Origin of the sequence: Pajaroellobacter abortibovis (genome assembly GCF_001931505.1) — a bacterium.
GTDB lineage: Bacteria > Myxococcota_A > Polyangia > Polyangiales > Polyangiaceae > Pajaroellobacter > Pajaroellobacter abortibovis.
Genome location: NZ_CP016908.1, coordinates 900,996 through 923,948, shown reverse-complemented (window position 1 = coordinate 923,948; position 22,953 = coordinate 900,996). Strand labels below are relative to the sequence as shown.

Sequence of the window (22,953 nt, the reverse complement as noted above, 5' to 3'; positions counted from 1 at the left end):
AGAATAAACCGGATGTTTTATAAAATTCTTATTGCAAACCGAGGTGAGGTTGCAGTCCGTATCTTAGGGGCTTGCAGAGAGTTAGGAATTAAGACGGTAGCAGTCTATTCAGAAGCGGATGCTCATGCTCTTCACGTGCGCCTTGCTGATGAGGCTGTATGTATTGGTCCTGGTGCTGCTGCACAAAGCTACCTCAATATCCCAAGCATTATGAGCGCAGCAGAAGTGACAGGGGCTGAAGCTGTTCATCCTGGCTATGGGTTTCTCTCAGAGAATGCTCACTTTGCAGAAATTTGTGCAAAATGCGGTGTTACTTTTATCGGTCCTTCTCCAGACGCAATGCATACTTGGGGGGATAAAGTAACAGCACGAAGAAATGCTGAACGGTTAGGTCTCCCCCTTTTGCCTGGAAGTCAAGTGCTTGAGAGCGCTCATCACGCGATTGAAGAAGCAAATCGCATTGGATTTCCTGTTCTCCTCAAGGCTGCAGGAGGAGGGGGCGGGCGTGGGATGCGCGTCGTACGAACTGCAGCTCAGATGGAAGATGCTTTTGCAAGCGCATCGAGAGAAGCGGAAATAGGATTTAAAAACCCGTCGCTTTATGTCGAAAGACTGATCGAATATCCCAAGCACATTGAGTTTCAGATCATTGCTGATCGACATCAGGGAATTTGGGTGCTTGGAGAGCGAGAATGTTCTTTGCAGCGTCGACATCAAAAGGTCATGGAAGAAGCTACTAGCCCAGTGATGACATCTGAAAATCGCCAGCAAATGACTAACCAAATCTTAAAGGCTTTAAACAGCACATCTTATGAGTCCCTTGGCACATTAGAATTTGTGATGGATGAGGATCAGAAGCTCTATTTTCTTGAAATGAATACACGCTTACAAGTAGAGCATCCAGTCACTGAGCTTGTGACAGGTTTAGATTTGGTTGCTTTACAGATTCGAATTGCAGCCGGTGAAAAGCTCAACTTATCTGAGATTGTTTCATCCTCTTTTCAGGGACATGCAATTGAATGCCGTATTAATGCTGAAGATCCTAAAACCTTCCTGCCCTCTCCAGGTTTTATTGAGGAATGCTTTCTACCTGGAGGGATTGGAATCCGTGTCGATTCGGGTGTGTGCGGGGGTTGGCGTGTACCTCCTTATTACGATTCTCTTCTTGCTAAGTTAATTGTGCATGCGCCGACTCGACAGGAAGCGATTATTCGGATGCGTCGAGCACTCAGCGAGTGTTCCATTCGTGGCATCCGTACCAACATAGAGCTTCATCAACGGCTTCTCGAGATGGAAGAAGTCATAGAGGGGCGTATGACTACCCGAACGATTGAGAATCTTCTTGCCAAGGGCTAATTCTTTTGCTCCCAGCGCAAGCTCTCCCCCATTCCTTTGGAGAGTAGCTGAGGATTTGTTCCATCCAGATCGGTTAGGAAAATACCCCCTCCCGATCGGGTTGAAAAAAATGCAACCATCCGACCATCTGGTGAACAGGCAGGATAAGTATTCGATCCTTGATTTTGAGTCAGGCGCTTTAAATCTTTTCCATCTGGAGATACACTAAACACATCCCACACGCCACGTTCTACACGTCCCATAAAAAGGATTCTTTCTCCCCCGGGATAGTTACACCATGCAGGAGCTACATTATATGTTCCCTGCCAACTAATTCGCTTTCCTTCCACAAAAATTTGAGGGGTCCCTTGCTCATCGGAGACATAAGCCAATTTTCCAGAAGCAGAAAAAGCAGGGTGCGCATAATTCGCAACAGGTCCTTTCATTCTGGTGATCCCTGATGGAATGGTTCCATCAAAGTCAGCTGTAATCAATTGTACTTGATTGGATGGTCGCGTGAGTGTAACAGCCGCCATCTTTCGATTGTGCATCGCTAAGCCCAATACCATGCCATCCACCTTAAAAGCTAGCTTAGGGCGTGATTTGGCTGAAAAATCTTCGACTTGGAAGACAGCGTATGCTCCCTTTCCTATGCTACCTATATGATAGATTGCACCTCTTGGACCAAAACTAGGCATAAGTGCAACGAGACTAACTGTCTTCTCTTTGTTAATTTTCCCATGCATCGCTACAGTGGAAATCCCTTTTCCTTTAACTTCGTTATACACGAGGCGCGTCTCAAAATAGCCACGTGTCCCGGTTAGCACCCGAACCACTTCATTCGCAAATTCATGAGTAGTAATATAAAGTTGAGATTCAGAGAGAGGGATAGATAATCCTTGTTTAAAGATAGGCTGACCTCCACGAGAAACAAGAAACAGACGGAATAGAACTCGGATTCTTTTTTCTTCTTTCGATACAATACCGTGGACCACCGCTTCTGCTCCTATATTACGCCATGAAGCAGGTTGGATCTCTTCTTTGATCGTGGTTGTCAGAAAACTCTTTGGATCAAGAAATTGAAATAAATTTAGGAACCTCAAATCGCGAGCCACAGTATCATATGCTTTACGCGCCAGGGTGGGATCCCCTTCAAAAGGTGGCAAAGCCACTTTGAGAAGTGCAGCATTCCCCCCAGTTACCATCACGGTAGGCACCTCATTTGACGAAGCAGATGAAGGCGTTGAGGCAGCAAAAGACTTTGATTGAAATGACATCACAAAAAAGAAAAGAGAGAAGATGGCTAATGTCACCTTTTTCTCAATAGTAATTTGAATTACTTGCATGATGACGTATCCCCTTGAAGGTTACCCGAAAGTACAATTTGAATTACCCGTCCCTTATAAAGATTTTCTATAGAAGAGGGAGGTTCAGGTAAAGCAACCCTTCCTTCCAACAGCTTCATTAACATAGACAAAGCGGAATCATCAAAAAGTTCATGACCACTCTTCCGAATAGGAGCAGACTCCACCCTTGAGATTTGCATCTTCTGGTTCACGGTTATGCGATAAATCACACATAGATGATTGGCCTGCTCTTGAGAGATCAACATAGGATATTGCCATCGCTCATGAAAGAACTGACTGAGTCGAGCTGAGTATTCATCCCCTTGTTTTTTGGCGTTGGGGTCTCCCCCTCCTTTTCCTCCTTGAGCAATTCCCATTCGATCGACATCTCCCTGCCATTGCCCCTTCATTTGCTCCTCTGCGAACAGACTACTGTGAGCAATCAGCTTGGTCAGGTCAGAGGTAACCCCTTTTTCTGAAGAAGCGACTGAAGAGGAAGGCAAAGAAGAGGGTGCAGGTTTACTTGTGGATTTAGGGCTTGCAAGAACACGGGGGTTGACAGCACCTGCATCCATGATTTTCTCTGGTATTTTATGAATCGATGGCTCTTTGTTTAAATTGTCTTGCGCTTGAATGGAAGCCATCTCCTCCGGGGGAAGCACAGAATTAGAAGGAGATACGGGAGGTAGTTCTGTTTGAGGTACAGGCTGCTCTCCTTTTAATGGAGATGCTTGTTCTCTCTCCATATGAACCAAGGCTGCAGCAATACTTGGTTTTGAGGAAGAGACATAATCAGGCACAGGGGAAAGCGGCACGTGCATTAAGTGAAGCACTTGCCATCCAACTAGAGGGAGAGCGTGGATTCCCAGGGTGACAGAAATACCTACTTTGATTGCTTTCTGTCTTTCTAAGGTTTGTTCAATAAGCGGATCCATCATTACTTAGGGGGAGCTTGTAGGATTGGTGACCATTCCTATCTTTTCAACCCCTACACTGCGGGCTGCTGCCATGACACGCAAAACAGCTCCATAGCGAACAGCTTCATCTGCTTGAATGAATAATTCTTTTTCTTCTTGGATGCGGGAATTGGTGGTCAATTTTTCTTCTAAAGCATCTGTAATCTCGTCTTTACCTAGATAGATTTGCTCATCGCGTGTCACTGTAATCATGCTTTTCGTGTGATCAGCTTGGAGAGGTGCACTCTTCGTTTTGGGCAAGTCTACCCGAACACCTGCAGTTAACATAGGAGCTGTCACCATAAAAATCACAAGAAGAACAAGCATGACATCAATCAAAGGAGTTACATTGATCTCATGTATGGCTTGCATGCGTGAATGGAGCCGTCCATTTTTTGAATGTTTTACCTTCACGTGTCCACCTTTACATACGCGTGCGCTATCAAAACAAATGTAAAATCTTCAACCTGTTCCCCCAACAGCTGAATCTTTCGACTAAAATAGTTAAAAGCCATAACGCTTGGGATAGCTGCAACCAGACCGACTGCCGTGGCAATCAAAGCTTCAGCAATCTTAGGTGCGACCACAGCAAGCGTAGCATTTTGTTCTGTTCCAATACTTAAGAATGCATCCATAATCCCATAAACAGTGCCGAAAAGGCCAATGAACGGTGCAGTCGAACCGATTGTTCCGAGGAGTCCCATCCACGATTCGAGATGGGCCAATTCGCGAGCAGTGGCTCTTCTTATCGCCTCTTCAATGAGTCCGATTTGTGATTCTGTAAGACAGTCACTGGTGGACACCGAACTCACCCGCTTTAATTCCTCTACAGCGACTGAGATAATTCGACTAAAGGGAGAAATCGGAAGAGCATGAACTCCATGACTGAGCGCAACAAGAGAGGGGGTTTGATCCACAACACTCATGAACATTTCTGTTTGGGATCGGATTTTACGCAGTTGAAACGATTTCATCCCTATAACAAACCAACATAATAGTGAAAAAAGAAGGAGGAGGAGAAGTACCACCTTCACTGGGAGAGATGCTTGGAGTACAAGTTCAACAGGATCGAGGGGATGAGGGTCACGAGAAAAGTGAGATGATATTAACATGAAGACCACCTACGGCTTTCAACATAGAAAAAGAACAGAGAAAAGAGTGGATGGATAAAACATTGTTAAGAAGTCCAGGTCGGTGTTCATTCGTGTATCCAAAACACGCTTTTCAAGTTAGTGCATCCATTTTTTTAAATGTGATTGGTTTCTATTTAAAAAAAATACGGTCCCGTCTACCTTTTTCTTTGTCTTTTTTGGTAGCTCTTATTCTATCGAATCACTGTGGAGGGGGTGGGGATCGCTCTTACTTTGAAACCCCAATTCAGCCAACAATAGTCATTCGGGCAGAATCTCTTTTTACCCATGTTGGATGTGGTACCCAGCCGACTCAAATTTTTCGCTATTTAGTTCGTGTATTTGACTCCCAAGAAAACTTTCTCGCAAGCGGTATGTATGATTGCTTTGCAGATGCCATATTTACAAATCTTAATCCATCTACTCCAGAACTCATTGTTCGTCTTGATGGGTTCACCAAGTCTGACTATGATCAACACCACATGCAGGAAACCTGGATGAAAGATCCCTCTTCTGTTCACTTTTCCGCTCAGGCAAGTCGTACAACAACCTGTTCAGTTGTCTATCCTAAAGACACGAAAGTGCCTGCATCTTGCATTGCGTTTTCTCCTCTTTCTTCTTCACATTAATCATTATTAAGTAATGAGATGATGCTAAAATCAAAAAAACACCAACCGAGTACAAGCGATTCAATGTTTGATAGGAACACTCTGCCTCCTCTTCTTCCTACAACCAAAACTATCCTTCTTGGTGTAGGGATTCTTGGGCCTATGGGAACGCTTTGTTTCCGTTGTTTTCCAGACGGCTACCATTTTTTTGAGAAGTTAGCCTGTCGCCCACATGCTGTCCTCCATGGGGAGCTATGGAGATTATTGACAGCAGGCTTTTTAACTTATCCTTATCATTTCTATCACTTTGCCTTTTCCTTATTTGGCTTCTATTTATTCTGTCCTGCTCTGGAGAAAAGATGGGGTAGCTTTCGACTGGCTAGATTTCTTATGCTGACTTTAGTCTTAGGTTATGCCGCTTCGATAGGTTGGGGGCTTATCGTCCCTTCCACATCCGATCTTCTCTTTGGACCAGGAGCAGCGCTGGCAGGGGCTGCTGTAGCGTGGGGTTGTGAAAATAAAACAACTCCTCTGCGCTTCTTCTTTTTCATCCCTATGACAGGAGCCCAATTTGCGTGGTGTATACTTGGGGTTAGCTTGCTTGATCTGATTTATCCTCTGGAATTAACAGAAGGGCCTGTATCTCCTCTAATAGGAGCGCTCATAGGTTTTCTGTATAGCTCTCCCTTTTCCCTTCGATCGCCTTTCTCATCAATAAAACTTTTCCTTCTAAGACGACACTCCAAAAAAAAACAGGCAAAAACTTCATCCTCAAAAGTCTATACGCTTCATGCAGCTCCTTTTTCTGAAAGAGCAGCCTCTGATAAGAACAAGGAAGCAACGATATGGGTACCTCAGCAAAAAAAAGAAGATAAATATTTTCTCAATTAGAAAACAAACACCATCTTATCGTGACTTAACATTTGTTCTTGTAGGTGCTTTTCGATGTGGAACGGATATCATCTTTTGGGAATTGAGAATCTCTCTGAGGACCAAATCCAGCGTATTTTGGATACCGCAGAGTCTTATTGCGATCACACGATTCCATTGAAAGATCATCAGCTTAAACTCCAGGGAAAGACCGTGATGGCTCTCTTTATTGAGGCTTCCACGCGAACACGCATTTCATTTGAGCTTGCAGCAAAAGGGCTAGGAGCTCATTTTTTATCGTTCAACAGCTCATTTTCGAGCTTTACAAAAGGGGAGAGCCTTCTCGACACGATCAAAAACCTTGAGGCGCTGAATGTACAGATGATCATCCTAAGGCATCCATCAGAAGGGGCCCCTCATTTTCTCGCTTCTCACACAAAAATGTCTATTGTGAATGCGGGGGACGGAATGCATGGACATCCTACGCAGGCTCTTCTCGATGCTTTCATCATTCGACGCAAAAAAGGGAGATTAGACGGTCTCACAGTGGCTATTTGCGGAGACATTCTTCACTCACGGGTTGCACGTTCAGATGCGATGTTGCTTAGCCGTATGGGGGTAAGGGTGCGCCTTTGTGGTCCTCGAAATCTCCTACCGAAAAAGGCAGATAGACTTGGTCCTCATATTGAAATCTACGATAACCTCACGTCCGCTATTCAAGGTGCTGATGTGATCATGATGCTCCGCGTTCAAGCGGAACGCATTCAGGATCAAGCGGTTCTCTCTCTTCAAGATTATGGCCGTGCTTTTTGTCTTACTCCTTTCCATCTTCAGCATGCAAAACCAGATGTGATTGTAATGCATCCAGGCCCCGTCCAATTTGGTGTCGAGTTGGATAGAGAAGTTATCCATGGACCTCATAGTGTCATTCTAGAGCAGACGAAAGCAGGGATAGGGGTGCGCATGGCTGTCCTCGCTATGGTCGCAGATGCTCGGAAGGAAATGAGCCTCTTATCTGTTCACTGATATGAACGATCTTTTTACATCTTCTCTTCGCTTCCCATCCAACAGCTGGTTAGGTGTCTTCGATTCTGGCCTTGGTGGACTCACTGTGGTACGAGCGCTTCGCTCCTATCTCCCTGAAGAAGACATCCTGTATTTAGGAGATACTGCACACGTTCCTTACGGTACAAAGAGCAAAACAACTATCGCGCAGTATGCACTCTCATGCGCTCGTTGTCTCGTTTCCAAGAACGCGAAAGCTATCATTATTGCCTGTAATACCGCTAGCGCGATAGCGGGAAATATGCTCAAACGAGCAATTGATGTTCCTATTCTTGGAGTTATTGAATCGACCGCTCGACTAGCTGTTTATGCTACGAAGACAGGCAGGATTGGAGTACTAGGGACAGCAGCAACAATCCGTTCAGGTGCGTATCCTCGGATGATAAGCACTTATAACCCGCATGTAACGGTGATCGATCAGTCGGCCCCCCTCTTGGTCGCGCTTGCAGAAGAAGGGTGGACAGATGGAAAGATCGCAGAGCTCACAATACAAGAATACCTCAAGCCATTCCGTCAAGCCCAGATAGACGTCATCCTTCTTGCCTGCACCCACTATCCTCTGCTCCAACCCATGATTGAGCAAATTGCTCAACAGCAGATCGGTGCTCACGTGCAAGTGATCGATAGCGCAACCGCAGTAGCTCATGAGGCATCCAAACTGCTGATGCGTTGTAACCTCAAAAAAAAGAATGGGGGCCAAAAAGGGAAAATTAAAATCTTTGCGACCGACATTACTCCTGCTTTTAACACTACTGTGGCACGTTTCCTACAAGAAGATGCCCCTGCCGCTGAACATATCAAGCTCTCCTCTTTCCCCTGAATTTACTGCTCTTTGTCAGTTAGAAGAGGAAGGAAGAAGAGAGGAATCTTTATTTTCAACCGGCTCAGAATGGATATGACGCACAAGTTTTTCTTCCAAAGCTGCCTCGAGCACTTGATCCATATGCGTGACGAATACGAACTCAAGTTCATTTTTAACTTCAGTAGGAACTTCTTCGAGATCAGCTTTATTCCTCTCTGGAGCGATCACTCGTTTGATACCAGCTCGGTGAGCAGCAAGCACCTTCTCCTTAAAACCACCAATAGGAAGCACGCGACCACGGAGAGTAATCTCTCCTGTCATACCAACATCATGGCGGACTCTTATACCCGTTAGCATGGAAACAAGCGCCGTGAACATCGTTACGCCTGCACTTGGACCATCTTTCGGCATCGCTCCTGCAGGGACATGGATATGGATATCGCTTTTTTCAAGGAAATCCCTAGAAATTCCGTATTTTTCAGCATTGGTGCGGACGTAAGAAAGAGCAGCCTGGGCAGATTCTTTCATAACGTCCCCCAACTGACCCGTTAACTGGAGCTTAGAAGTTCCATACATCCGCGTCGCTTCAATGAATAGAATCTCACTTCCTACGCTTGTCCAGGCGAGCCCTGTCGCAACACCGCTTTCCTCCGTTCTTTCTGCAACTTCGCTTGTATATCGCTGAGGCCCTAACGATTCAGCGACTTGATCTGCTGTCTCGATAATGCGATGGGCTAGATCCCCTTCTGCAATTTTGACAGCAACACTGCGAATCACAGCGGCTACTTGACGCTCAAGCGCACGAACTCCTGCCTCTTTCGTATAGTCATCAATAATAACCTCAATTGCTGAATCCTTTAACTGAAGCTGTTCTTGGGTAATCCCATGTTCTTCAAGTTGCTTAGGAATCAGGTGTTGCTGCGCGATTGCTAATTTCTCCCGCCGTGTGTACCCTGGAATCTCTAAAATCTCCATTCGGTCACGCAGAGGTGCAGGGATGGGATCAACAACATTAGCAGTGGCGATAAACATCACATGAGAGAGATCATAAGGGATCTCTAGATAGTGATCTGCAAAAACATTGTTCTGCTCTGGGTCGAGCACTTCTAGCAAAGCAGCAGCTGGATCCCCTCGGAAGTCGTGTCCAATTTTATCTACTTCATCCAACATAAAGATGGGATTAATGGTACTGGCTTTTTTCATGCCCTGAATAATTTGTCCGGGCAAAGCACCCACATAGGTACGGCGATGACCTCGAATGGCAGCCTCATCATGCACTCCTCCCAAAGAGATGCGATGAAACTTACGGCCCAGCGCACGCGCAATACTTCGCCCCAATGATGTCTTCCCTACCCCAGGAGGACCAATAAGACACAAAATAGGACCCTTTTTATCTTTTTTGAGCTTTCTAACAGCTAAATACTCAAGAATCCTCTTTTTGACTTTTTCAAGTCCGTAGTGATCCTCATCGAGCACCTTTCGAACTGCTTCGATCTCCAAGTTATCAGTTGTTTGAATATGCCAAGGGAGATCTAAGATCCAATCTAAATAGGTCCTTATAACCGTATACTCCGCTGAACCAACCTGCATGTTTCGAAGTCTTTTAAGCTGTTTTTTAGCGACTTGTTCCGCTTCTCCAGGCAGGTGTCCTTTGGCGATCCGTTCTTCTAATCCGTCTAAATCACCTTGATCTCCTTCATCCTCACCCAGCTCCTCTTTAATTGCCTTGAGCTGCTGACGTAGGACATACTCTCGCTGATTTTTCCCCATCTCCTCTTTGATTTGAGAGTTGATGCGTTCTCTCATTTTTAATATTTCAAGTTGGCGTGTGAGAAGACGGAGAACCTTACGCATCCGTTCTTTGACATCGAGTGTCTCTAATAACGATGCTTTTTCCTCCACAGGAGCATCTAGATTTGCTGCAACGAGATCTGCAAGCGCTCCTGGAAGTTGAATGGAATCGATCAAGGAGCCGGCTTCTCGAGGTAACTCAGGCATCAGTTGGATAACTTGTTTAGCGATGTCACGCAAACTCAGTGCAAGCGCCTCCGCCTCATCGTCATCCACCCCTGTCTCTTCCATCTTGATTGTTTTTGCTTTGAGGTAAGGAGCGTGTTGAGAAACCTCACCCAGACGAATACGCATCAAGCCTTGCAAAATGAGAGAATAGTTGCCTGAGCTGTGTTTGAGAGCCTTCAATACACGAGCCGCACATCCCACTTGATGTAGATCATGTTCCCCCGGATCGTCCATTGATGGATCTTTCTGTGAAAAAATAGCAATCACAGGGGTCGAGAGACTATCAACATCTTCTACAAGAGCAACCGATTTTTCACGCCCAACATCAAAGGGAGCAACTGCTCCCGGGAACAAGACTGCATTGCGAATGGGAAGGATAGGTAATTCTTCTCTAAATTGCACTTCGTCATCACTTACCCTCCCCCCAGTGGAACCCTTTTTATCCGCCATAATTAACCTCGATCTGGCCTCCAAGCACACATGCTTATTTTTATTCTAGTACAAAACAACACAAACGAACTACAAAACGATTAGAATACCATTAAGCATGAATTGCTCTGCTCGCCACTACTTGTCTTCATTTTCTTTCTTATTTATCTTCCCTCCTGCTTGCAAACCAGTGGTTAGAGCTCCACTAAAAGGCAGCTGTAGAGCTTCTTCCTATATCAGAACGGTGGTATTCTCCCTTCCATCGAATGTGTGAAACAGCCTTATAGGCAAGGGAAGAAGCGTCCTGTAAGGAAGTAGAAAAAGCTCCTACCGTCAATACCCTCCCCCCAGCGGTCACAATTTCTCCATCAGCATACGCAGTCCCTGCGTGAAAGACAGAAACTTCAGGCTCAAGTGGATGATTAAGCCCTTCAATTCGATCTCCTAATCTCGGAAGCGTGGGATATCCCTCAGAGGCCATTACGATACAGAGAGCTCCTCCTTGACAAATCTCGCCTTGTACGGAACGCAAATCACCTCGAGCAGCTTGTTCCAATAGAGATGTCCAGCTCCCTGTAAAAAAAGGGAGGATAACGATCGCCTCAGGATCTCCAAAACGCACGTTATACTCCAACAGCATAGGCTTACCTTGCTGGATCATAAGACCTGCAAAAAGAGCTCCCCGAAATGGAATCCCCTCTTTCGCCATTCCTCTGAGAGTCGGTTCGATAATTGCGGTGAGAATTGTTTTGTAGAGACTTTCTGTCACAAAAGGAACAGGAGCATAAGCCCCCATCCCTCCCGTATTCGGACCCAGGTTACCGTCTCCTATCCGCTTATGATCTTGAGCAGTAATCAGTGGCACATAGCGCTTGCCATCAGAAACAACATGAAAGCTGATCTCTTGCCCTTCAAGCATCTCTTCAATCACAACTACATTGCCGGATTCACCAAAAATACGATCCTCCATAATGGATTGAATCGCTGCAAGCGCTTCTTCACGATTGGAGGCAAGAAACACCCCCTTTCCGGCTGCGAGCCCATCTGCTTTAATAACCATAGTGTGATTTGCGCTTGTGACGTAGGCTCGAGCAGCGTGAGAATTATAAAAAATTCGAAAAGGAGCTGTGGGGATCTTGTGTCGCAAAGCAAACTGTTTCATAAACGCTTTGGAACCTTCAAGGCGGGCCGCTTCTGATGAAGGCCCGAAAGCACAGATCCCACGGGCATGGAGAGCATCGACGACTCCAAGAGTGAGAGGTCGCTCTGGCCCAACTACAACAAAATCAACTCGTTGACGAGAAGCCAACTCTACAATCTCATCTACCTTTTCCAGATTTACGTTGTGGTTTTCTGCAATTTGTGCAGTACCAGCATTGCCAGGAGCCACAAGCACTTGATTTGTTTCCATCGCCAATCGTTGAGCCAGTGCGTGCTCTCGAGCTCCTCCTCCTAGGATAAGTATCCGTTTCTTATCTTGGTGAAGCGCGGCTTTTGCTGAAGTATGTATCATCGTTTGATTCATCGTAATCCTGAAGCGGAGGAGGCACGAATTGGTTGTACATCGACTTGTTTAAAAGGGCCTCTCACATGCCAGCTATAGAATCCATCTGCTCTTTTTGCTTGCTTAACCTTAGGATCAACGAGATCAAAAAGAGCCGGGATGGAAGAATTAGGGGCTCCGAAGAGACTTTGAGCGATTTCACTTTTTTTCTTGTAAATATCATTGACTCGGAAACGAACTTGTAAATCCAACGTGGATTTAAGAAAAGGATCCTGCAAATAAAGACGACCTTCTGCTTGTAAGTCCACATCATTACCGCTTGTATTCAACTTTAATAGCTTGACTACCCCTTCTTTCGTTTCTGCATTTAGTTTAAACGAACCTAATTTTATAGGGGGAAGCGCGAGTGTGTCCTTGATCTTTGCTCGTCCATCTCCGACGATAATCTCAGAAGCTTCGAAAGCAATCTCTCCTTCCGCCTTTTTAACATCATTTTGTGGAATTTTCAGATCCACCCGACCTGCTATTTTCCCTTCAATAGGAAGACCTAACAAAGATTTAAGAAAGCCGCCATGAGACAATTCAAATTCACTCACTTCAACAACAACGCGCTGCCAGTTCGATGCAGTTATCCATTCTGTTTCAATCGAGCCTACAGCGATATGAACAACTGCATCAATTTTTCTTTGCCCCCATAGAAGCGGGAAAAGTGAAAGGCGAAGAGTCGCTTTTGCAATGGTGATCTCCCAGGGTTCTTCTTTTGAGTCGAGAGGAGTCGAACGAATATTAATATCTTCCCACCGCCATCCCGATAGCCAATAAGACCTCATATTCCCTATTTCTACGTGAACGTCTGGAGGGGAAGGTGAAGAACTCGCATCTACAATTTTATTTTGAAGGAGAAGTTCAAGCTTTTGTTTCAATCGAGCATAAGGGAATATCAATACTGAAAAAATAAGTAGACAGAACAAATAAAAGAAGACATACGCGTACCCCACAACCGCTTTTTTGAATTTCATGGGCTCTTACTGGCTTTCAGAGAACTTTCTTTTTTTTGTTCGACGCGATCAAATGCAGAGACACCTACTTCTACATCATAAGAATCATGCTCTCCCGTTCGTTTCTTAATATTCAATTTCGAAAGAACAATTGGACTTCCGCTGTTCTCAATTGTTTCAAAGAAGCGAGCGAGCGAGCCCATCCTTACACGCTTAAGGTGCACTAGTGTATAACGCTCAGTATAATACTTTCCAATGGGAACGGGAGAATGATCGAAAGAATCACTCAGTTGTATTTTTTGAGTGCTTGCAACTTGTTCTAAAAAGCCAGCCAAAGGTGGAGCCGGAGTTTGATATCGTTTTTGAACGAGCTCATTTTTGAGATTCTGCTCATAGATCTTAGGGCGCGCGTTCACAATGGACTGAAGAGTCGTCCTCATTTCTTTGTTATAAGTTTCTGTACGGTGAATGGATAGAACTAAACCCAAGGGTAAGCCTACTATCAAAAGGCTAGCCAAGCTCCATCCTATGATTAAAACCCATCGCCTTATTTGGGGATTAGACCAAAAGAAAAGAGAAGTTAATGATTTCACTTCACTTTTCTCCTTTTTTAGAGGAAACATGTGTTAATGATGCAGTCATAATCCCTTCTTTCTTTTTACTTTTTACATCGATAGGACACTTAATTTCAAATTCCAGTGTGTATTTTTGACGCTCACTCCCTATTGCCTGATGGGTGCTAGCGATCTTTACGTCTGAAAAGCAGGCCAACTTGCTTAAAGAACTAGCAATCGCTTGCGCTTCAGGAATAGAACTGACAATTCCATGAACAACGACTCGACCTTTCTGCACATCCAACTCTTCAATATTATGAACCATGGAAGGAGGGACTACCTCAGCAAGTCGTACCATTACATCAAACGCATCTGCATGAGGCATCGGATCTTGATCCTGAATATTCATCAAGGAGGAAAGGAGCTCATTCGCCTGGACAGCATCTTGCGTCTCCTCCCCTAGTACCTCCCGCGTTACTGCAGATAGGCTATCAACTAACCTTTTTTCTTCCTTAGAAGCGACATACATGTGTGCTCCTAGAGAGAACAGGAGGTGAAGCCATACGATCAATCCCATCGTTACCAATACAGGAATTTGCGTTTTGAGCCATTCAAATTTTCGCTCGTAAGCCAAGCTTCCTTGCCTTAAATTTAATGCTTGAGAATTTGTTCTTAGACTAAGCGCTAGTCCAATCGCTTTAGCAAATTTTGGCAAATCTCCTGGGTTGATTGTCTCATTCAAGAGAAGCCGTTCCCCTTTTTCTGAATTGGATAAACTGAAAATTTCAGTAGGTATTTTAAATTGTTCGGACAGCTGATCGAGCGAATGGATAGCATCCCCGCAGAGGATTAATTGGGCCGGCAGCACCCCTCCAGCAGCTTGATAACCAGCCATGGATAGAGAAAAATCGTGAGTGAGAAGAGTGCTTCCATCCAAAAGATGGTTGGTTCCGGAGGAGAGTGTTCGCGCAAATACAGGTTTATTATTAACGAGAATCAGTAAATCCGAATCTTCTTGGCGCAGGTCTAAAAAGGCAATTGGCTCTTCTTGAGATTGTTTTGAAATAAAAGGAGATAAGTGTACTAGAGGAAACGCTCCAACACCAACCACATGAGGTTCAACAGCAATGGCCTGCTGCACCATTTCAATCCATCGCTTGACGATTTCAATGCGAGCGATTCCAACGATAAGAGAAAGTGAAGAAGGGTCCTTCCGTTGATCAAGGATGCGGTAATCAAAGACCGCTTCTGATAAATCAAAAGGGAGTTCTCCTTCTAATTCAAAAGGCAATATTTCTTTGAGTCGGCGTTTAGTCTGGAGTGGAAAGACAATGTTGCGGATAGCAGTCTGGCTACCGTGAAGAGCAATCGCAATTCCATCCTGCTGTAAAACATCCGAACTCAATAGAAGAGAAGCGATCGCTCTTTTAATCGTCTCCCCTAACGTCTTCGAAAATGAAGAATTGGTCAGAGGAAGAAAATGTCTTGTGCTCATTCGTTGAGAATTGTTTGAGCTGATCGATGAAGAGGGTGGCTCTATCTGTTCGATAGCCAACGCTTCAAGAGATAGCTTTCGGTACCTGGAGCGCACAACAGTTGCTTTAACAGTTCTCTTTTGAATATCAATACCTAACCAGGTTGCCATCTATCGAGTCCTATGAAACGAATGCTCAGTCCCTCATAAGATCAAATAGGATCACCGAGAGGATGGCATCGATAATCAAACCTAATTAATGAATCCGGTAGTAAATAAAATTCCCTGCTGTAGTCGGGAGTAATGGAGAGTAAGAATCCGTTTTTGTTTCATTTGCTCGTTGATTAGAATTATCTTCGCTCTCCCTTGCAGAGTTAGTTGTGTGATTTGTGGGTTTCAATAAAGAGAGGGCAGAACGAAAATCGACTACCGCATGGATAGAAGTACGAACTTCTCGTTTGTGCCTCTTTACAATCCCTATAGCATAAATGGAGAATACTTTGCTCTCTGTACCTATCGATAATTTAAAATCGTTTTCCGCTAGGAACCTAATTGGCTTTAATCCCAGACGCTCCATGATTGGGCCCATCGCTCCCCTCCCTTTCATTGACTCCATAAAGTCTTCAGCTTTTCCAAAAAGAGGGGCTCCCATGCTGAGCCCTCGTGCCATGGTCATAGCCATGATGAAAAGTTGTGATTGATTGGCATCTAAACATATATCTGCTTGGGGTGAGCCTGAACATAAAAGCGCAAGGAGTGTCTGAGGGCTTGCCGTATTCACATTGATGGTTCCTTGACCCCATACGGTTATGTTGCGCTTACTGGGCTGTGCAGGATCGGGATCAATAAAAGTAGACCAAAACTCATCTCCAATACCGCGTACCATACGAAGCTCTTCTAGAGAATCATAAGAGGAGTTTTTAGCCCGATAGGGCTTAGGAAGAAGCTCATAATAATGATTATCTTCCACACCGCTTGATCGATTGTTGTTAAGAAAGTCGCAAGAAAAAGCACGCTCGTCTTCATCTGCCCAATCGATAATCGCTTGGCAAATGCGCAAGCGATCATGCACTTCACCCTGCTCGTCTACTTGCTCGAAAAGAGAATTATACTGAGGAGGGGCCATAAGGCCCATCAGTTGACGTGCAAGACGTAGATGAGCGATGTCATTGGAAGCTCCGGAGTTCACATTGATCATCCGATCTTCATCGACTACAGAAATTTCAAAGTAGCCGTTCCCTAACTTAAGATTCTTTCCACTAGAAAGATCTGCCCCTGTGACTCGAGTGAAAGAAGAGCCCCCTTGACTATCGCTGAACATTCCCAGCAAGTAGTCTGCGAATTCCCAAACTGGAATTTGAGGGGGGGTTTGCCGTAAAAACAAAAAGAGAGGGGCAACAGACTGTCTCACTGTGGGCTCACTTGCAACCAAAAGTCGAGCTAAATTAATGGCACTTCGCGCTAGGTATTCAGCTTGCACGCTATCTCGATCACCCATCGCACCAGCCATTTCTGTACTGACTTCATCTTGAATTTCTGTCAGCATCACTGTCAAAACAGAAATCATGGCCAATACCATCACAAGGGCCACTCCACGGTTAGGAAGCCTGGCTTTCACGGACTTGAACTTAGCCTCAGCGGTTGTTGAATAGGGATCAACGTCTTAGTCATATATGTAGAAGGAGAACCTTGGTGAACTCCTTTCAAGACTAGTGTCACTTGAACTTCAAACGGGAGCCGATTCAATTGACCTGTAGCTTGACGAGAATCCCATGAATCCAGCCAGTTCCCCGTGGAAGGATCAAAGTAACGGATATTAAAAAGCTCAACATTTTCTACCATAATATCGAGAATACCACCATGCTTTGGCTCTGTGTCGATAGGGGTTTGCTCCCTTCGCACCAAATCAAATTGTCCAGGATGATTAGGGTTTGGTCTTACGAAATATCCCACTTCAGCTTGATCTGACTCTTTTGCATCGCGTTCTATATGACGATGAACGAACGCCGTAAAGTCAACCCTATCAAAATTTCCTCCATTTTCTCCAATGAACGCTGTCACTCGAGTGACAAGAGCCGCATTCATAGGCTGGTGAGTGGACAGAAATGCGCTTGAAAGTTCCCGTACAATGCGTAGGATGGCCCGGCGAGCTTCTCTGGATCGATCTCCCCGCGTTATTTCGATTTGGTAGCTCCGACTCAGAGCATTAAAAGAGCCGTACGTTAAAAGCGCTATCATCGTAAAGATAGCGAGTGAAATCATAATCTCAAGCAAAGTCATTCCGTATTCCCTCTGCCTAGGGTTGGTTCGCTTGCTCATTTCTAGTATTTATTGGGAAAACGTAGAAGAAGTACTGCTTTGTTGGGTGGAAGGAGTAAAAGGGCTATCCTGAATAGGTAACGGGTTCGAGAAAAATCCTCCTTGGGCTGGATTGGTCACATATTGGGCAATCTGAAAATCCCTCTGCATAACCCCTTCTTTCCATCGCACCGTGACTGAAACACGCCGAATAGAGGCTTCAAACATGGGCTTATAGGATGGATAGACCATTTTCATCATCATACTTAAAATCTCCTCAATGCCAGCAGCTCCTCCAAACTGCTGTTTAATAGGTTCTGCAAGGGAAGTAAGCCCATCTCCTCTTTTTGGAGGTAACGAGGTCCCCCCTTCTATGAGTCCAGTGAGAGAAGAAAGAGAAAGCCCTCCATCTTCATTGGAAGAAGAGGAAGGGAGTGAAGGGAGCTCCACCCTTTCTATCTTGGTATCGCAGACGAAGCCCACCTGTTCTGATTCTTTGCAGCATTTTTCATCTTTTTCATTTTGATCAAGCTCAGGGTAACCGAATTTAAGGAGCTTCTCTTCCACTTCAGTCATCTTGCAGCGCCCTAAAGTAATCGCAACACCAAGATTGGTAGCGTTGCGATTGCTTCCGCTGACCCCTATCTGTGCAGTTGTGATCACTGTCAAAACGAGAGCTAGAATGGAGATTGCAACCATCACCTCAAGAAGCGAAAAACCACCTTTTCCCTGCATGTGCATCGATCAGTCGGAAAAAGAGAAACCCGTAGAGTCTTCCTCAACGAGCAGCTTGAGGTCGATCGCACCCTTTTCAAGAACGACTCTGCCTGTAAGAGCGGACACTAAGAGCGTGAGTGTACTCGATGAATCTTTTGCATCCAAACTCATGAGTTGAATGCTAGCTTCCTCCGTCATCCCTTCAGGCCAAAAATAGAGATAGGCTCTCCCTTGCGTCTTAGGTGTAACTTCATGTTGTATATGAACAGAGCGAAATTTAATCCCTTTTTCTAAATGTTTAACCCCTTCACCTGTTTCTGGATCTTCAAATCCAAGATCTTTGATTGGATGAAAAGAAATCGTGTTGTGAGCTCCTTTTAATATCTTTTCACCTTCTTTGACCGCTTCTTTTTCAATCTCTGTAACCGGATCGGCACCTCCTGTGCCTGTCTTATCGTGCATTTGAACCAGCATGCGTCCCCCCCCCTCCTCCAGCCATGCAGTATGCGTATCGAGGTCAAAGACCATACGAACGCTTTTCGCGTCTGTCATTGCTCTGGTGAACGCAACTCGAATGCCTCCTCTTAACATGGTGGCACTCTTATGGAGACGGGTTGTGTTCAGCTGACCCAACCCAATCATCGCACTAGCTGAAATAAAAACAACCAGAAGTATTGCGATGAGGATTTCAACAAGAGTCATCCCTGCAGCATTCTGCTTAAAAAACAATGGTTTTCTTTCTCCGATGGGTGAAGGAAAGAACCGATTGTTCCCCTCCCTCTTCTTACTGCTTAGCAGGAACAGCGGTAGGAATACGGATATCGTCTGCAGTTCCTTCTTTTTTATCGGTTCCGAAGCTGACAACAATGATCTCTTCATCTTCACAAATAATTTTATAAGGCATATCCCAAGCATCTGTAATCTTCGAAGCCGAATCAAGAACTTTATCCTGAACGAGACGTTGAGGGGTTGGACACTCTTCTGGATGCTCAGCTCGCCACTGAAGTGCGGCTTGCCTTATTGCAAAGGCACTTGTCTTTGTGGTCTTAATTTGACCTTCCTTTAAACGAGGGAATAGCGTTACCATTGCAATTCCCGAGATCAAAGCTAAAATTGTAACCACAATGAGAACCTCGATAAGAGTTACCCCTCGCTCGAGGTAGAGTCGTTTGAATACATTTGTTTTCATTACAATCCCTCTCTTCCATTCAATGTTCTAAATTGTATGGATTACGGAACGAGTTCTTTGTTTTCCTTCAATACAGTAAAATGATCACTCCACACTTGATATCCAAAAGGATCTTCCGGGTCTAAGCAAATAAAATGGAAAGGATGATTCCGAGCGTCCTGAGGCAGATAGCCCAAATAGCCCGTAATCGTAAGTTCTTCAAGAGTAGGTGGACACTGACCTCGGTGATCTGCACGATACGCTGAAAGAGCACGAGCAATGGTCACCATACGGGTGTGGGTCAGGCGAGTTTGTGCAATTTTTCTCTCCCGTTGATAAACCCATGTACCATAGCTAATGAGAAGGATGAGCAACAGAAATCGAAGTTGGACTCGCTTTAAAGATCGAATAAGACTGCCTTTCTGCTCCCATTCAAAAAAAATTGGCATCTCTTAAAAGGATTTTATTAAAATTCGTTCATCTGAATGAGCGGCATCAAGATAGAAAATGCGAGAAATCCTACAGCTCCTCCCATAACCACAATCATAAAAGGTTCTAGAAGAGAGGTGAGCGTTTGGATCTGAATTTCCACTTGATGATTGTAGGATCGCGCTGCATTTTCTAACATTTGCTCCAGTTGACCGCTTTTCTCACCAACAGCAATCATATGGACTAAAACAGGAGGAAAATCCTCACTTCTTTTCAGAGGGGCTGCAATCGACTCCCCTTCTCGAATTGCATTGGTGGTCTCCTGAACCACTTTTTCAAGTTTTGCGTTGTCGAGAATATTTTTCACAATATCCATCGATTTAAGGAGGGGGATACCGCTCTTAAGGAGAGTAGCTAAGGTTCGAGAAAATCGAGCAATTGCGATCATTCGCACCAGATTCCCAAAAATAGGTAAGCGCAAAATGAAGCTGTCTTTCCACAGGCGTCCGGAAGCTGTTTTGACATAGGCCAATAGGCGGACCACCCCTAAACCGATGAGCAGACCCACCACAATACCGCTGCCATAAGAAACGATAGAATCCACGCAGAAACCAATCACCAAAAGCACACCAATTGATAAACTCGCGCTTATCCATAAGCTTTTGGGCTTGGTTAGGGAGAATACATGAGAACTCTTACTGCTGCCTATTAAAACAACCGCAATCAAAGCAAGAACAAATCCGACTGCCTCACTTGAAGCTAATGTTTTGGAAACGGCAATCAATAACGAAGTATACCAAGGAAGATCGCGATCCATGCTTGCAAAGATACTGGTCACTTTAGGGATCACCACAATCATCATCGTGGTGATGAGAAGGACTCCAATCACAAGCATAAGAATAGGGTAAGCCAAGGCTGCCTTCACTTTGCTCCGCAACCGACCTTGAGATTCCATATAGTCTGCTAGTCTTTCCAGGACCTGTTCAAGGCTCCCAGAGGCTTCCCCTGCTGCTACCATGTTAATGTACAGGGGAGAGAATAGCTTTTTGTGAGGCTCGAGGGATTTAGCGAATGAACTCCCCTCGTTAAGTTGATCGCGTATCTGCGATAATATTCCTTTTAATTCAATCTTTTCTGTCTGTTCTGTCAAAGCGGTAATGCATTCAACCAAAGGAATAGAAGCATTGGTCAGGGTAGCCAATTGTTGGGTCAGGATGGTGATGTCCTTACTCCCCACACGGCCAAAAAAAGAACGGATTTCAGCCCTCTGCTTAAGCGTTTTTTGACCAGAAGCCGTTTCATATGCGCTGGTAAGAAGAACCCCCTCCCGCTTTAAAATGGCCCGCAAACTCCTGATGTGATCAGAATCACGAACCCCCCGCACCTGTTTTCCGGTTGCGCTTAAAATGCCACGATACTCAAAAACAGCCATCGGCTAGCTCACCTGAGAAACTGAAGTGGGAATATGCTCCGCTTCCACATCCTCTTGAGTCGCTGCTAAAACTTCCTCTACAGAAGTGAGACCAGCAAGAACCTTACGCGCACCATCTTCTCTCAATGTATCCATCCCCTGCTCCCAAGCAGTGCGCTTAATTGCGGAAGAATCTGCCTTCGAGAGAACAAGGGGACCGACTACATCATCCATCATCAAGATCTCGTAGATTCCACGTCGGCCCAAAAACCCTGTATTACCACATCGAGAGCATCCTTTTGGCTCGTAGATAAGAGGACGTGCTTGGGAATCGAGATCAAGAATATCGGGTTCAGTCATTTCCTTGGGGTAATAACGAGAGCCCCCTTTCTTATTTCTCAATTGTCTCAAAGCAACACGGTCAGGAGACAAACCAAGCTCCTCCAGCTCAAAGGCTTCAATCGGCCTCGACTGCTTACAATGCTCGCAAAGCACTCGGATTAATCGCTGAGCGAGAATTCCTATCACACTGGATCGGAGAAGAAACGACTCCACCCCCATGTCGATCATGCGAGTAATTGCTCCTGCTGCATCGTTGGTGTGAATTGTAGACAAAACCAAATGCCCTGTGAGCGATGCGTTAATAGCGATCTCTACAGTTTCTTTGTCTCGAATTTCTCCAACCATAACAACGTCAGGATCTTGTCGAAGAAAGGAACGGAGCGCACTGGCAAATGTAAGACCAATTTTAGGTTGGACATGCACCTGGTGAATTCCTGGGATTTCATACTCCACTGGATCCTCTGCTGTGAGGATATTCACATTCGGCTGATTGATACGGTTGATGCACGCGTAGAGGGTAGTTGTTTTTCCAGAACCAGTAGGCCCTGTCACCAAAATAATGCCATCAGGCCTTCGAATTAATTGATCGATCAAAGCGTAATCACGCGGGCTGAATCCCAAATCAGTGAGGTCCAACAAGACACTGGATTTATTCAATAAACGCATGGTGATGCGTTCATACCCACGGCTTGTAGGGATGGTACTCACTCTTATATCAAAGCTCTTTCCAGCAATTTTTTTGGTGACACGTCCATCCTGAGGAAGTCTTTTTTCAGCAATATTGAGAGCGCTTTCAATCTTAATACGCGAAATAATACTATGAAGAAAAGCGCGGGGTGCCCTACGTGCGATATATAGCTCCCCATCGATCCGATATCGAACAATCACCTCTTTTTCCTCGGGCTCGATGTGAATATCGCTTGCTCTTTCTTTCATCGCCTGAAGAAAAAGCGAGTTAACCCATCGGATCACAGGAGCTTCATCATCTGAATCAAGGATATCATCTATCCCCTCTTCATCTTGCATGGACTCATCGGTTTCGAGCTGGCTCTCCCCTACTCTGCGTTCATAGACTCGGTTAATCGCATTGATAATATTTTGAGAGCTCGCTACAAGAATCTCAATCGATTTGTGGAACAGCAAACGTAAGCTGTCGATCGCCATGACATCCAAAGGATCCGCACACACAACTTGAATGGAAGAGCCTGTTTCTCCTACGACGAGCAACTTGTGATTCTTAGAAAAGGTAATGGGGACGCAGGTAGTAAGTGAAGTAACTACCTGCTCTGGATCGAGCTGTTCAAGATAAGGCAGCCCTAATTCTGTAGCAATCGCCCAAGCGATCTTCTCTTCTCCTGCTAGATTCATATGGACGATCAGATCCGTCAGATCCGTGTTCTTTTCTTGTTGAATATCCAGTAGAGGCTTCAGCCGATCTTCTGGGATCAAACCCCGTCGGACAAAAATCTCACCTAAAAACCTTTGCGGTTCCATCTTC

General features: G+C 45.1%; 22 protein-coding genes. 5 read left to right on the top strand and 17 right to left on the bottom strand.

Annotated elements, in window-relative coordinates; translation table 11 throughout:
* Positions 1-12 precede the first annotated feature (12 nt).
* The gene (locus BCY86_RS04670) at positions 13-1,356 is read left to right on the top strand and encodes an acetyl-CoA carboxylase biotin carboxylase subunit (RefSeq protein ID WP_075276700.1); all 1,344 of its coding nucleotides are present in this window, start codon (positions 13-15) and stop codon (positions 1,354-1,356) included.
* Here the strand turns inward: BCY86_RS04670 and BCY86_RS04665 are convergent.
* Genes BCY86_RS04665 through BCY86_RS04650 form a run of 4 tightly spaced genes read right to left on the bottom strand, consistent with a single transcriptional unit; the run spans position 1,353 to position 4,563 of the window.
* Positions 1,353-2,681 (bottom strand): TolB-like translocation protein, encoded by a 1,329-nt coding sequence (locus BCY86_RS04665; protein ID WP_075276699.1) that lies wholly within the window; start codon positions 2,679-2,681, stop codon positions 1,353-1,355. The genes BCY86_RS04670 and BCY86_RS04665 overlap by 4 nt on opposite strands.
* Positions 2,672-3,619 carry an energy transducer TonB gene (locus tag BCY86_RS04660; protein ID WP_075276698.1) on the bottom strand — a complete coding sequence of 316 codons (948 nt, stop codon included), beginning with the start codon at positions 3,617-3,619 and terminating at the stop codon, positions 2,672-2,674. The genes BCY86_RS04665 and BCY86_RS04660 overlap by 10 nt, the downstream gene beginning before the upstream one ends.
* Before the next feature lie 3 nt (positions 3,620-3,622).
* A complete protein-coding gene (gene tolR, locus BCY86_RS04655; protein WP_156865080.1) occupies positions 3,623-4,051 on the bottom strand; it encodes a protein TolR in 429 nt (142 codons plus the stop codon).
* Positions 4,048-4,563, bottom strand: a complete 516-nt coding sequence (locus BCY86_RS04650) for a MotA/TolQ/ExbB proton channel family protein (RefSeq protein ID WP_172824800.1) — start codon at positions 4,561-4,563, stop codon at positions 4,048-4,050. Before BCY86_RS04650 ends, tolR begins: the two co-directional genes overlap by 4 nt.
* 236 nt (positions 4,564-4,799) lie before the next feature.
* Between BCY86_RS04650 and BCY86_RS04645 the strand changes: the two genes are divergently transcribed.
* The 4 genes from BCY86_RS04645 (at position 4,800) to murI (ending at position 8,130) form a co-directional block, all read left to right on the top strand.
* Positions 4,800-5,396, top strand: coding sequence for a hypothetical protein (locus tag BCY86_RS04645; protein WP_075276696.1), 597 nt, complete (start codon positions 4,800-4,802; stop codon positions 5,394-5,396).
* A 63-nt stretch (positions 5,397-5,459) separates the two neighbouring features.
* Positions 5,460-6,266, top strand: a complete 807-nt coding sequence (locus BCY86_RS04640; protein ID WP_075276695.1) for a rhomboid family intramembrane serine protease — start codon at positions 5,460-5,462, stop codon at positions 6,264-6,266.
* A gap of 54 nt (positions 6,267-6,320) precedes the next feature.
* Positions 6,321-7,271 carry an aspartate carbamoyltransferase catalytic subunit gene (locus tag BCY86_RS04635; protein WP_075276694.1) on the top strand — a complete coding sequence of 317 codons (951 nt, stop codon included), beginning with the start codon at positions 6,321-6,323 and terminating at the stop codon, positions 7,269-7,271.
* Between the two features lies 1 nt (position 7,272).
* Entirely contained in the window at positions 7,273-8,130 is an 858-nt protein-coding gene (gene murI, locus BCY86_RS04630) for a glutamate racemase (RefSeq protein ID WP_075276693.1), read from the top strand.
* Between the two features lie 15 nt (positions 8,131-8,145).
* Here the strand turns inward: murI and lon are convergent, their stop codons facing one another.
* The 13 genes from lon to BCY86_RS04565 all read right to left on the bottom strand — a co-directional run bounded on the left by lon (position 8,146) and on the right by BCY86_RS04565 (position 22,949).
* Complete coding sequence (gene lon, locus BCY86_RS04625) at positions 8,146-10,581, bottom strand: endopeptidase La (RefSeq protein ID WP_083604192.1); 2,436 nt, start codon at positions 10,579-10,581, stop codon at positions 8,146-8,148.
* 184 nt (positions 10,582-10,765) lie between these two features.
* A complete protein-coding gene (purD, locus tag BCY86_RS04620; RefSeq protein ID WP_245776196.1) occupies positions 10,766-12,085 on the bottom strand; it encodes a phosphoribosylamine--glycine ligase in 1,320 nt (439 codons plus the stop codon).
* The gene (gene gspN, locus BCY86_RS04615; RefSeq protein WP_075276692.1) at positions 12,082-13,083 is read right to left on the bottom strand and encodes a type II secretion system protein GspN; all 1,002 of its coding nucleotides are present in this window, start codon (positions 13,081-13,083) and stop codon (positions 12,082-12,084) included. Before gspN ends, purD begins: the two co-directional genes overlap by 4 nt.
* A complete protein-coding gene (locus BCY86_RS04610) occupies positions 13,080-13,655 on the bottom strand; it encodes a hypothetical protein (RefSeq protein ID WP_075277579.1) in 576 nt (191 codons plus the stop codon). Before BCY86_RS04610 ends, gspN begins: the two co-directional genes overlap by 4 nt.
* A gap of 1 nt (position 13,656) precedes the next feature.
* The gene (pilM, locus tag BCY86_RS04605; RefSeq protein ID WP_075276691.1) at positions 13,657-15,261 is read right to left on the bottom strand and encodes a pilus assembly protein PilM; all 1,605 of its coding nucleotides are present in this window, start codon (positions 15,259-15,261) and stop codon (positions 13,657-13,659) included.
* Between the two features lie 85 nt (positions 15,262-15,346).
* Complete coding sequence (locus BCY86_RS04600; protein WP_156865079.1) at positions 15,347-16,669, bottom strand: type II secretion system minor pseudopilin; 1,323 nt, start codon at positions 16,667-16,669, stop codon at positions 15,347-15,349.
* Between the two features lie 35 nt (positions 16,670-16,704).
* Entirely contained in the window at positions 16,705-17,409 is a 705-nt protein-coding gene (locus tag BCY86_RS04595; protein ID WP_083604334.1) for a type II secretion system protein GspJ, read from the bottom strand.
* Positions 17,410-17,418: 9 nt separating this feature from the next.
* Positions 17,419-18,123 (bottom strand): type IV pilus modification PilV family protein, encoded by a 705-nt coding sequence (locus tag BCY86_RS04590; protein ID WP_275935846.1) that lies wholly within the window; start codon positions 18,121-18,123, stop codon positions 17,419-17,421.
* Positions 18,124-18,132: 9 nt separating this feature from the next.
* Entirely contained in the window at positions 18,133-18,807 is a 675-nt protein-coding gene (locus tag BCY86_RS04585; RefSeq protein ID WP_075277578.1) for a pilus assembly FimT family protein, read from the bottom strand.
* Between the two features lie 82 nt (positions 18,808-18,889).
* Complete coding sequence (locus BCY86_RS04580) at positions 18,890-19,294, bottom strand: type II secretion system protein (RefSeq protein WP_075276687.1); 405 nt, start codon at positions 19,292-19,294, stop codon at positions 18,890-18,892.
* Positions 19,295-19,335: 41 nt separating this feature from the next.
* Positions 19,336-19,722 carry a hypothetical protein gene (locus BCY86_RS04575; RefSeq protein ID WP_075276686.1) on the bottom strand — a complete coding sequence of 129 codons (387 nt, stop codon included), beginning with the start codon at positions 19,720-19,722 and terminating at the stop codon, positions 19,336-19,338.
* A gap of 17 nt (positions 19,723-19,739) precedes the next feature.
* Positions 19,740-21,134: a type II secretion system F family protein gene (locus BCY86_RS04570; RefSeq protein ID WP_075276685.1), complete on the bottom strand. Its 1,395-nt coding sequence runs from the start codon at positions 21,132-21,134 to the stop codon at positions 19,740-19,742.
* Positions 21,135-21,137: 3 nt separating this feature from the next.
* Positions 21,138-22,949, bottom strand: coding sequence for a GspE/PulE family protein (locus BCY86_RS04565; RefSeq protein WP_245776270.1), 1,812 nt, complete (start codon positions 22,947-22,949; stop codon positions 21,138-21,140).
* Positions 22,950-22,953 lie beyond the last annotated feature (4 nt).